The following is an 8,917-nucleotide window of genomic DNA, read 5'->3' as shown; positions in this document are numbered from 1 at the left end:
GGCGTGGGCTGGGGCTTCCAGTTCCAGGAGCCGCTCTTCGTCGCGGCGGTGAGCGCGGTGCTGGTGGCGTTCGCGCTCAACCTCTTCGGGGTCTTCAACGTGGGCCTGGACGGCACGGCGCTCGCGGGCAAGGTGGACCAGAGCCACGGGCTGATGCACAGCGCGGGCGAGGGTGTGCTCGCGGTGGTGCTGGCCACGCCCTGCTCGGCGCCGCTGCTGGGCACGGCGGTGGGCTTCGCCTTCGCGGCGGGGCCGCTGACGGTGCTCGCGGTGTTCACCGCGCTGGGCCTGGGGCTCGCGCTGCCGTTCTGCCTGCTGGTGCTGGTGCCGGGGCTGGCGCAGAAGCTGCCGAAGCCGGGCGCGTGGATGGAGCGCTTCAAGCAGGTGCTGGGCTTCGCGCTGCTGGGCACCACGGTGTGGCTGGTGTGGGTGATGGGCGGGCTGGCCGGCGTGGACGGCATGGCGCGGCTGCTCGCGTTCCTCGTGGCGGTGGGTCTGGGCACGTGGGTGTATGGCCAGTCGCAGCTGCAGGAGGGCGGCAAGCGCTGGGCGTCGCTGGGCATCGCGGCGGTGGTGCTGGTGGGCTCGGGCGTGGCGGCGCTGCGCTTCGACGAGGCGGCGGCTCCGGCGGCGAAGGCGTCCTCCACCGTGGCGATGGCGCAGCCGTGGAGCGATGAGGCGGTGGCCTCCGCGCTGGCGGCGGGGCAGCCGGTGTTCATCGACTTCACCGCGGACTGGTGCCTCACCTGCAAGTTCAACGAGCGCACGGTGCTGTCGCGCGAGGAGGTCCGCGCCGCGTTCACCGAGCACCAGGTGGCCTTCTTCGTGGCGGACTGGACGCGCCGCGACGCGCGAATCACGGCGCGGCTGGCGGACCATGGGCGCGCCGGTGTGCCCATGTACCTGGTGCTGAGCCCGAGCGCGCCGGACAAGCCGGAGGTGCTGCCGGAGCTGCTCACGGTGGACTCGGTGGTGGACTCGGTGAAGCGCGCGTCGGCGTGCTCGCCGCGTCCGGACGGCTCGAAGGTGTTGTGCGCCGCGCAGCTCCCGCGGCCTTGAGGCAGCCGAAGTCATCCGCAGTCATGTCATGCAGTCCCCAACCTGGAGGAACGCCATGAAGCAGGTCTTCACCGCGCTCGCGCTCGGCTCGCTGTTCGTGGGCATGCCCGCCCTCGCGGATGCCGAGGTCGGCAAGCCCGCTCCCGCCTTCACGCTGAAGGACGAGGCCGGCAAGGAGCACTCGCTGTCGAAGTACAAGGGCAAGGTGGTGGTGCTGGAGTGGACCAACCCCGAGTGCCCCTTCGTGAAGCGCCACTACGAGGCGGACACGATGACCAAGACGCTCAAGGGCTTCGACGCCCAGAAGGTCGTGTGGCTGGCGGTGGACTCCACGGCGCACAACACGCCGGAGAAGTCCGCGGCCTGGAAGAAGGCGGAGGGTTTCGCCTACCCGGTGCTCCAGGACGCGAGCGGCGCCACGGGCAAGGCGTACGGCGCCAAGACGACGCCGCACATGTACATCATCGACACCGAGGGAGTGGTCCGCTACGCGGGCGCCATCGATGATGACCCGCGCGGCAAGAACGACAAGAAGGTCAACCACGTGCAGACCGCCGTGGACGCGGTGCTCAACGGCAAGCCCGTGCCCGCGGCCACCACCACGCCCTACGGCTGCTCGGTGAAGTACAAGAGCTGAGGACGCGGTCCTCCGTGTCGTCCCCAGGGTCCTCTTCCCTTCGCGGGAGGAGGACCTTCGTTTTTCTGGGCCATGCCGTCGATGTCCCCTGCAAGCGGACTCGCGCGTCTCTTCCGTCCGGAGGGAACGAACCCATGGTGAGACGCGGACGCCTGCCGAAGCGATGCCTCGTGGCGGTGATGTTCATCCTGTGCGGGGTACCAGGCTCGGGATGTTCAGAGCCCCCGGAGGCCGTGCGGGTGACGGAGCCTCCGGAGTCGGACGTGGTGCTGGAGGGCGACGTGGTGGAGGTGCCCCGAGGCGCGCTGTCCGAGGCGCAGTCGAAGCTGCGCGGCGAGGTCGATGGCGTGGTGGGGAACAGCGAGCGGACGTTCTACCTGGCCATCCGCCGCAGCGAGCTGTCCCAGCGATGGTTCTGGTCGGGGATGCTGCGACACTTCTTCCCGGACGGCGCCTACTGGGGCGTTCCCCACAACCTGCGGACGTACGTGGTGACGATGCGGGAGAAGAACGGGCGGCTGTTCTTCATGAATGCCAAGGACGGCCTGCTGTTCGGGGGCAACGAGAAGCTCGACTTCCCGTTGGAGTCGTATCCCATCGTCACGGACCATGCGCCGTTCAACCGGCTGCCGGGCTCGGAGCAGTACGTGCTCATCGACCCGGCGGCGGGAGGCGACAGCATCGGCATCGTCGGAGACCGGTGGTTCGGGGGCGCGACGTTCCGGATGGAGATGAGCTTCGCCCAGCGCTTCCGACGGGCCTCGGACGGCGGCGCGATGTTCGAGCAGGTCTTCCTCGGGCACCTGTCCATCCCCGAGGACCGGAGCATGTACCGCGAGTACAACGACACGCGCTGGGTGGGGACGCTGTCGCTCGCGCTGCGCAAGTACCGTGAGGGGCCCGGCTACACGCGGACGCCTCCGCCGGAGCTCCCGTACTACTTCCTCAACTCGGGGCGGCTGGTGCCGTACTCGGGCGAGGTGGAGCAGGAGGCCGTCAAGTGGAACATCCACCCCGGGATGAAGCCCATCCGCTGGTACATGACGCCCAACCTGCTGGAGCTGAAGAAGGACCCGCGCTACCGCGACCTGGACCTGGTGGGTGCGCTGAAGCGGGGCATCGAGGGCTGGAATGAGGCCTTCGGCTTCCCCGTCTTCGAGGCGGTCCTGGCGGATGCGTCCGTCGACTTCGGCGAGGACGACAAGAACTTCGCCATCTTCCACCCCGTCCTCGAGCCGGCCGGGGCCTGGGCCGACCTCTCGCCCAATCCGAACACCGGCGAGCTTCGCCGGGCGCACTTCGTGTTCAACGCGGGCCTGTTCCGTGACGCCGACCTCTTCTTCTCGGATGACCCGGCGCTCCTCTCCTCCGCCACGCCCGTGGAGCGTCCTCCTCGTCCCAGGCTGTCCTGGGGAGGGGAGACGCAGGAGCGTCTGTGTGAGCTCGATACGTCCCGGATGGGAGCACACGGCTCGCTCGCCGCGCTGACGGACCCGGACCGCGCCGCGCTGGCCTCGATGACGAAGAAGGAGAAGATGGAGCGCCACTTCACGCACATCGTGGTGCATGAGGTGGGGCACACGCTGGGGCTGCGGCACAACCTCAACGGCTCGCGGACGTACGACGGGACGCCGGCCACGCCTCGGTCGAGCTCGGTCATGGACCACCTGCACGAGCTCGACACGATTCACATGGTGAAGCCCGGCTCGTTCGACGTGGCGGCCGTGCGTTATCTGTATGGGTTGTCCTCGGCGCTGCCCACGGACCTGTTCTGCACGTCGGGGCTGAGGGGACGCGCCCTCGCGGAGCCGGCGTGCGCGAGCCTGGACCGCTTCGACGACCCGCTGACGCGCTACCACACGCCGGTAATGCGTGAGCTGATGGCGGACGTGCTCGCGGGCGCGCCTCAATCGTTCCCGTTCATCATCTCCCGCCAGACGGTCGAGGACTACGTGCGGGGAGGCACGGCGCAGGAGCAGGTCCGGGGCTATGACCTCCTCATGGAGCAGGTCCGGCCTCCGCTCCAGGTGCCCCCGGGGCAGGGGGCCGCGTATGTGGCGCGAGCCAACGCGATGGCCCTGCGCATCCTGGGGAACTTCTACCTCCTGGAGCTGGACCCCTACTACTCGCCGTTCCCGAACCCGCCGCCCAGCACGCCCGCCTACACCGAGGCCCTGTTCTCGGATGTGCGTGGCATCCTCTTGAACGTCGACGGGCACAGGCCCTTCTCGCTGCGCCGGGAGATGGTGGCGGTGCTCAAGGCGCACCAGACGCTCGCGGCCTATGGACTGCTGCTGGAACTGCACGCCGAGCTGACCGCACGGCTGCCGACGCTCAGCGGTGAGGAGCGATGGGGGACGCTGGAGCTCTTGGGGCGCATCGAGGCGGCGAACTCGCCCTACTTCCGTTGAGGTGGCTCCACCCGGCCCACGTCACGAGGCAACAGGAGCAGGGAGCACAGCGCTCCCGCTCCACACAGGCCCGCGGAGACCCAGAGCGCCTCGCGTGTCCCCTGGAGGAACGCGTCCCCTGTCTTGCTCGCGAGCCCACCGAGCAGCGGCAGGAGCGCCACCGCGAGCAGGCCCGCGATGCGCGCCACCGCGTTGTTCACGCCCGAGGCGATGCCCGCGTGTCGGTCCTCCACCGCGCCGAGCACCACCGCCGTCAGGGGCCCCACGGTGAGACTCAGCCCCAGGCCCAGCACCAGGACCCCTGGCAGCACCGTGTCCACGTAGCCACCGCCACGGTGCAGCCGCGTGAGCAGCGCCATGCCCACGCCCGCGAGCAGCGGCCCCGCCGTCATCAACGGACGCGCGCCGATGTGGCCCGCGAGCCTTCCCACGAGTGGAGACAGCGTGAGCAGCAGCACGGTGATGGGCAGCAGGGATGCGCCCGCGGCGAGCGCCGAGTAGCCCAGCTGTTGCTGCAGCGCGAGGATGAGCAGGAAGCTCACGCCGCCCAGCGCGAAGTACACCGCGAGCGTGGTGAGGTTGGCGCCGGAGAACGTCCGCGAGCGGAACAGTCCGAGTGGGAGCATCGGATGTCTCGCGCGTGCCTCGATGACGAGGAACGCGGCCAGGAGCGCCACGCCAGCCACGGCGGCGAGCACGGGCGCGAGGGACCAGCCTCGCGAGGGACCTTCGATGAGCGCGTAGATGACGCCGCCCAGTCCGAGCGCGGCGGTGATGGAGCCGGCGAGGTCCAGTCTCCGGGTGTCTCGCGTGGGCCGGTCATCCGGCACGTAGCGGAGGGCCGCCCAGACGGCCAGCACGGCGATGGGGATGTTGAGGAAGAACACCCAGCGCCAGGACGCGGCATCCACCAACCAGCCGCCGAGCAGCGGGCCCAGGGCCGTGGTGACCCCCGAGAGCCCCGCCCACGCGGCCACCGCGCGCTGACGGTCCGCTTCGGGGAAAGAGGTGCGCAGGAGCGCGAGGCTCGCGGGCACCAGCAGCGCCGCGCCCATGCCTTGCGCCGCGCGGAAGAGAGCGAGCGTCCAGGCGTTGGGGGCGAGTCCACAGAGGACGGATGTGAGCGTGAAGGCCATGAGGCCGAGCACGAAGACGCGTCGCTGCCCCCACACATCGCCGAGCGCGCCGCCCGTGAGCACGAGCGAGCCCAGCGTGAGCAGGTAGGCATCCACGGCCCACTGGAGGCCGGCGAGGCCCGTGTGCAGCTCGCGACCGAGCGCGGGCAGCGCGACGTTGACGGCCGTGGAGTCGAGGAAGGCCATGCCACTGCCGAGCACGCTGGCCAGCAGCACCCCGCGCCCGCGCGGACTGGCGTAGGCCACGGACGTGGTGTCGGGAGACATACGCTTCAGCGTGGGACGTGCGTCGCTGTCGCGCCACGGCGGGCGTCGAGGAGCCGTGAGCCTGTCTGCCCGGATGCCCAGCACATGGTGGGGCGAAGGCCCCGTGCACACCCTGTCCGCGGACAACGCGTTTCGAATGGAGACGAACGATGGCGACCGAGTGCAAGCACATCGAGCAGGCGGGCAACCCCGAGCCGCGGACCAACGGCTGCGAGGAGTGCCTGAAGATGAATGCCCAGTGGGTCCACCTCCGCCGCTGCCTGGAGTGCGGGCACGTGGGGTGCTGCGACTCGTCGCCGAACAAGCACGCGACGAAGCACTTCCATCAGACGAAGCACCCGGTGGTGCAGTCGTTCGAGCCGGGTGAGACGTGGGTGTGGTGCTTCGAGGACCGGCTCTTCCTGGACGACAGGCCCGAGCAGGAAGAGGGCTCTCGCGTCTAGGGCGTGTCGCGGTCCTCGCGCAAGAGGCTGGCGAAGCAGCCCAACAGGAGCATCGCCAGCAGCAGCGCCGCCAGGACTCCCGAGAGGTGGAGCCAGAGACCGGTGATGAGCTGATGCGTGGAGGGGCTCATGGTGTCGGCCCGCCTTCGACGGCTGTCGCCACGGAGAAGGTCAGCTCGATGTCCGCGTCGCTGCCGTCGCCGCCGAGGTCACCATCGGCGCCGAGGCTGCGCAGCCGCACCTGTCCGTCGCGCACCGTGTACTCGTAGGGGTTGTGCCACGGGTCCATCGGCAGGGCCTGGAGCGACTGGTGCTCGACGAGCAGCCTGAGCCCTTCGGTCTCCGTGGGGAGTCGGCCTTGTGCGTCCTGGTGAAGCAGGAGCGCTCCCTGGATGGAGCGCAGGTCGAGGGCCGCGCGTTCTCGACGTGGACCGTCCGAGTTGACGGAGATACCCACGAGCATCGCGAACAACGCCAACACGCCAAGCCCCGCGACCCACAGCAGCGCGAGGCCAGCCTGGCGGAGTGCTCGTGACAACGGGCGACGAGGAATGGATTCGGTCATCGCCGCCCGCGTTTCAAGCCTCGTGCCGAGGTGGCCTTCCCCTGGCTCCAACCGACTCGCGTCCTTCGGTGTCTGTCATTCCGTCAAGGCCACGGGGCCGCACCGGCCGGAATGACAGCCGTGGCTCCGAGGCGCGCTCGGAGCCACATTGTGCTCACGCGGCCACCGGCTCGATGCGTGGACGCGTGCGCGCCGCGACCGTCTTGCGCCGTCCCTTGCGCAGCACATCCAGCGAGACCTCGTCATCCGTGGCCAGGGCCATCAGCCGCTGGAGGTCGTCCACGCTGCTCACCGGCCGTCGGTTGATGGCGAGCAGCAGGTCCTCCGGCTGGAGCCCCGCGTCATCCGCCGGTGTTCCACCCTGCACCTTGATGACCCGCACGGCCCGGGGCTGCCCCAGGTCTCTCACGTGCTCCGCGCCCAGGTTCACCGCCGCCGCCGCGATGCCCAGGAAGCGCCGCTCCACCTTGCCACGCTGGATGAGCAGACTGGCCACCCACGCCGCCGTGGTGGCGCTCACCGCGAAGCCGATGCCCTGCGCGTACGGCAGCACCAGCGTGTTGAGCCCGACCACCTCGCCCCGCGTGTTGATGAGCGGCCCGCCGGAGTTGCCCGGGTTGATGGCCGCGTCCGTCTGGAGCATGCCCTCCAGGATGACGCCGTCCGGCAGCGTGACGCTCCGGTTCACCGCGCTCACCACGCCGAGCGCCACCGACTGCTCCAACCGGAACGGATTGCCGATGGCCATCACCAACTGGCCCACGCGCACCGTCTCCGGCGCGGCGAGCGGCAGCGTCGGGAAGTCCGTCCCCTCCGCTCGCACCACCGCCAGGTCCGTGGGCGCGTCGCCTCCCACCAGCGAGCCGCGCAGCTCCTCTCCGTTCGACAACTGCACCGTCAGCTTCCGCGAGCCGCGCATGACGACGTGGCGGTTGGTGAGCACGTAGCCATCCGGCGTGAGGAAGAGCCCCGTGCCATGGCCCCGCGCGTGCTCCACGCCCACCACCGCGGGCGAGGCGCGCGCGACGAGCGTCTCCAGGTCGTCCGAGAACTGTTGCAGGAGCTTCATCGTGTGTTCCTCGTCCTCACGAGCGCCGGCCCAGGGTGATGGGCACTTCCTTCACCTCTCCGGCTCGCAGCACGCGTGCCTGGATGGTGGTGCCCGTCTTCGCGTCGCCCAGGTAGCCGAGCAGGTCCTCCACGCGGTGCAGCGACTGTCCATCCAGGCTCACCAGCACGTCGCCAATCAGCAGCCCGGCCTTCTGCGCGGGGCCCTCCGGGTCCACGGAGAGGAAGATGAGCCCCGCCTCCGTCCCGGCCGCCGCCCACTGGTGCTGCGGCAGCTTCACGGGGTAAGCGCCCACGCCCAGGTAGCCCCTGCGGATGCCGCCGTGCTCTCGCAGCGACGACGTCACCCGCGTCAGCGTCTCGTGCGGGATGACCACCGCCGACGTGCGCGAGAAGGCCGCGGAGAGCACGCCGACGAGCTGTCCCGTCGCATCCACCAGCGCGCCACCGGAGAAGCCGGGCGGCAGGTCCGCGTCCGTCTCGAGGTAGCGGTCCACGCGGCCGCCCGCGTGCGTGCGCCAGCTGTCGCCGTGCGCGCTCACCATGCCGAGCGTGGCCCGCGCCGTGCGTCCCGGCCGCGCCACGGTGACGACGAGGTGCCCCACCTTCACGCCGTCCAGCGGCGCGGAGGGGAGCGGAGTGAGGCCGGTGGCGTCGACCTTCAGCAGCGCGACGTCGGTGCTGGCGTCCCGACCGATGAGCTCGGCGGGGAGGGTGCGCCCGTCGGCCAGGCCGACCTGGAGGTGGCTGTCGTGCTCGGCGACCTGGCTGGTGGTGAGGATGAGCCCGTCGGCGCTCCAGACGATGCCGGTGGCGCAGCGACGACGGCGCGCGTCCACGCGGACGACGCTCGGCGCGGTGCGCTCCACCACGGAGGCGAGGGACTGGGAGAGGGAGGAGAGGTCGGTGGACATGGCGTGTTCCTTTCGAGGCGGAAGGTAAAAGCCGCGAAGGCGCGCCACATCGGCGGACCGGGCAGGGCGGGGACCTGCCTGTTCGGGTAGGTCACCCCTCCTTTCGGACGGGTGAGACCCGGCGCCCTCACCTCAGGGAGAGGGCGCCGACACCGTCAGCCATCCGGAGTTCGTCTCCGCGGAGATCGGCGCGGGGACGCCGATGTGGATGGGCTCGAACTCCTCTTCGCCGGGGGGGAGCCTGGGGGGCAGGTTCACCACGCCGCTGGTGGGGCTGACCACGTGGAGCGGGTACGTCACTCCTCGAAAGGTGACCACGCTGTTCCTCACGAAGTTCTTTCCGTAGAGGAGGACGGTGGTGGGCTCGGACGAGCCCGCGGGGACGCTTTGGGGCTCCACGGTGGTCAGCCCCACCAG

The 8,917-nt window shown here is 70.3% G+C and carries 10 protein-coding genes; 4 read left to right on the top strand and 6 right to left on the bottom strand.

Features of this window, described 5'->3' with window-relative positions:
• The 3 genes from FL311_RS37730 to FL311_RS37720 form a co-directional block, all read left to right on the top strand.
• Positions 1 to 1,059: protein-disulfide reductase DsbD (locus FL311_RS37730; RefSeq protein WP_194869532.1), on the top strand; the 1,059-nt coding region annotated here is incomplete at its 5' end.
• 55 nt (positions 1,060 to 1,114) lie between these two features.
• Complete coding sequence (locus FL311_RS37725) at positions 1,115 to 1,696, top strand: thioredoxin family protein (RefSeq protein ID WP_141332511.1); 582 nt, start codon at positions 1,115 to 1,117, stop codon at positions 1,694 to 1,696.
• Positions 1,697 to 1,935: 239 nt separating this feature from the next.
• A complete protein-coding gene (locus FL311_RS37720) occupies positions 1,936 to 4,107 on the top strand; it encodes a zinc-dependent metalloprotease (RefSeq protein WP_141332510.1) in 2,172 nt (723 codons plus the stop codon).
• Here the strand turns inward: FL311_RS37720 and FL311_RS37715 are convergent.
• Positions 4,095 to 5,510 (bottom strand): MFS transporter, encoded by a 1,416-nt coding sequence (locus tag FL311_RS37715; protein ID WP_194869531.1) that lies wholly within the window; start codon positions 5,508 to 5,510, stop codon positions 4,095 to 4,097. The two genes, FL311_RS37720 and FL311_RS37715, sit on opposite strands and share 13 nt — an antisense overlap.
• Positions 5,511 to 5,659: 149 nt before the next feature.
• Here FL311_RS37715 and FL311_RS37710 point away from each other — a divergent pair, with 149 nt between their 5' ends.
• Positions 5,660 to 5,953 carry a UBP-type zinc finger domain-containing protein gene (locus FL311_RS37710; RefSeq protein ID WP_046710489.1) on the top strand — a complete coding sequence of 98 codons (294 nt, stop codon included), beginning with the start codon at positions 5,660 to 5,662 and terminating at the stop codon, positions 5,951 to 5,953.
• On the opposite strand, the gene FL311_RS46005 is transcribed toward FL311_RS37710, so the two are convergent.
• The 5 genes from FL311_RS46005 to FL311_RS37690 all read right to left on the bottom strand — a co-directional run.
• The gene (locus FL311_RS46005; RefSeq protein WP_255510395.1) at positions 5,950 to 6,084 is read right to left on the bottom strand and encodes a hypothetical protein; all 135 of its coding nucleotides are present in this window, start codon (positions 6,082 to 6,084) and stop codon (positions 5,950 to 5,952) included. The two genes, FL311_RS37710 and FL311_RS46005, sit on opposite strands and share 4 nt — an antisense overlap.
• Positions 6,081 to 6,434, bottom strand: a complete 354-nt coding sequence (locus FL311_RS37705; protein WP_194869530.1) for a type II secretion system protein GspG — start codon at positions 6,432 to 6,434, stop codon at positions 6,081 to 6,083. The genes FL311_RS46005 and FL311_RS37705 overlap by 4 nt, the downstream gene beginning before the upstream one ends.
• A 238-nt stretch (positions 6,435 to 6,672) precedes the next feature.
• A complete protein-coding gene (locus FL311_RS37700) occupies positions 6,673 to 7,587 on the bottom strand; it encodes a S1C family serine protease (protein WP_046710491.1) in 915 nt (304 codons plus the stop codon).
• A gap of 16 nt (positions 7,588 to 7,603) precedes the next feature.
• Complete coding sequence (locus FL311_RS37695; RefSeq protein ID WP_194869529.1) at positions 7,604 to 8,500, bottom strand: S1C family serine protease; 897 nt, start codon at positions 8,498 to 8,500, stop codon at positions 7,604 to 7,606.
• A 132-nt stretch (positions 8,501 to 8,632) separates the two neighbouring features.
• On the bottom strand, positions 8,633 to 8,917 hold a 285-nt coding region (locus FL311_RS37690), incomplete at its 5' end, for an IPT/TIG domain-containing protein (protein ID WP_194869528.1).

Source organism: Myxococcus sp. AB025B, from assembly GCF_006518215.1.
Lineage (GTDB): Bacteria > Myxococcota > Myxococcia > Myxococcales > Myxococcaceae > Myxococcus > Myxococcus fulvus.
The sequence above is the reverse complement of the archived record's forward strand: the minus strand, read 5'-3'. Positions and strand labels throughout refer to the sequence as shown.